The following is a 1778-nucleotide window of genomic DNA, read 5'->3' as shown; positions in this document are numbered from 1 at the left end:
GAGTCGCATTGTCTTCATTACCGCGTACTTGGCAGCGACTCCCGCGCAAAGTACGCTGCCGCCTTCCTAAGAAACTCACACGTCGGCTGTTGACTCCTGCTTTTGCAGAGCGAAGCCGAACTGAGCGGCACGACGATGCAGCTGCTTGATGACTCGGTCGCGGTACTGCTGTTCGTAGTGGTCCGCGCCCGGGTCTCGGTAATCCATTCCATATCGCATCGCGTTATAGAACAGGACTGCAATCTTGCGGGCGGTGGCCGTTACCGCTTTGGCCGTACCAATACGTCCCGCGAGGCGTCGGTAGAATGCGCCGAGTGCGGTGTTGCTTCGCCCAACCGTGACAGCTGCCAGCCGAATCGCGACGGTGAGTCGGCTGCTGGTCTTGCGCGTATGCGCCGAGAGCACCTTGCCACCGCTGATTTTACAGCCGGGTGATAGGGTCAGCCATGAGGTGAAGTGTTTCGCACTGCGCCATCGGCTAAAGTCCGTGCCGCATTCGCCAATGAAGCGTAGTGCCAGAAATGGGCCGACACCGTGAATTTGGGTTAGATCGGTACCGGTCAGCTTGTACAACGCGCTCCGCGCGTCAAACTTGGGATCGCTCGGCAATTTGCTGCGATGCTTGGCTTTGGGCAGCGGCGCATCCGGCGTAGTTTTCCCGATGTTCAGACCAGCCACCGTACGTTCGATTTCCACGTCGCATTCGTCGATACACTGCTGATAGAAATCGTAGAGGGCAAGTGCCTGCTTCAGCGCGAATACGTGCTCGGGTTGGTAATTTCCTACCAGGGCGCTGCGGATGGTCTCAAGGCTTTCTTTGCAGCGCACATCGCGCATTGCCGCCAACGTATCGGGATTGCGCTCGCCAGCGACGATGGCACGGATGATCTTCATGCCCGTGGCGCCGGTGATCGTGGAGATAACGTGATGGAGCTGGATGTTCATGAAGGTCAGCGCCTTCTGCATGTGTTGGATATGCGCAGCGGCGTAGTCAGTGTGCTTCTCGCGTGCGCGAAGATAGGCACGCAACTCGGCGATATCACGGCCAGGACGGAAGCTCGCACGAAGCAAACCGCAGGCATGCAGACGCTGCAGCCACTGGGCATCGTTGACGTCGCTCTTTCGACCAGGGACGGCACGTGCTTCGCGGGCGTTGGCCAGAATGACCTCCAGCCCGTGCGACTCGAGTACCTCGAAGGCAGCAACCCAATAGACGCCGGTCGATTCCATCACGACCGTTTTTGTTCCAGTCGCGACCAGCTAACTGGCCATGCGCTCCAAATCACTGGTAAAAGCCTGAAAAGTTTGAACTGGCTCGTCGCACAGATCCGGGCTGACGGCGGCGACGTGGAATCGTGAGCCGATATCGATACCGGCTGCAAAGGGATGAATGATCGGCAGCCCACTGGGCTTGGATCGTGAACGCTCGTTTGGCATGGTCCACCTCCTGGATAGTCAAGCGCAGGACGGGGACTCGGAATTGATCAACTTCCTAAACGGGGTCGCCAGGCGGCGCCGCCACATATGAGTCCGCAGCTTCCCCTGGACCAGGTTTTTTGACGGGGTCTGTGCCTCCAAAAAGCGTTCGGTCACGGTCCTGCTTGCATCCAGTGTACTCGCCCGGAGTTTCTATTCATGAGGGCCACGGCGGACCGTGTGGGGCGGTTTTTTACGATATCTCGCTCCATACGGGCTTCGGCGAGCTCCTTGCGCAGCTTCGCGTTTTCCGCCTCGAGCTCGGGAACAGTACGGCTCCCCGGTGCCGCAGAGGGCGTGGT

At 59.1% G+C, this 1778-nt stretch carries 2 protein-coding genes and 1 pseudogene; all 3 read right to left on the bottom strand.

From position 1 onward, the window contains the following. Positions 1 to 75 precede the first annotated feature (75 nt). The gene (locus ACFPOU_RS09255; protein ID WP_379719752.1) at positions 76 to 1260 is read right to left on the bottom strand and encodes an IS110 family RNA-guided transposase; all 1185 of its coding nucleotides are present in this window, start codon (positions 1258 to 1260) and stop codon (positions 76 to 78) included. Continuing rightward, a complete protein-coding gene (locus tag ACFPOU_RS09250; RefSeq protein ID WP_379719744.1) occupies positions 1261 to 1437 on the bottom strand; it encodes a hypothetical protein in 177 nt (58 codons plus the stop codon). 230 nt (positions 1438 to 1667) lie between these two features. Next, positions 1668 to 1778 (bottom strand): annotated as a pseudogene (locus ACFPOU_RS23845) (transposase); the annotation flags it as partial.

The organism is Massilia jejuensis, from assembly GCF_042656795.1.
GTDB lineage: Bacteria > Pseudomonadota > Gammaproteobacteria > Burkholderiales > Burkholderiaceae_D > Telluria > Telluria jejuensis.
Note: the sequence above shows the minus strand (reverse complement) of the source record. Positions and strands in the feature narration are given on the sequence as shown.

Bases quoted from the DNA above. Each gene is read 5' to 3' on its own strand.
- ACFPOU_RS09250 (WP_379719744.1), bottom strand. From the start codon at position 1,437: ATGCCAAACGAGCGTTCACGATCCAAGCCCAGTGGGCTGCCGATCATT.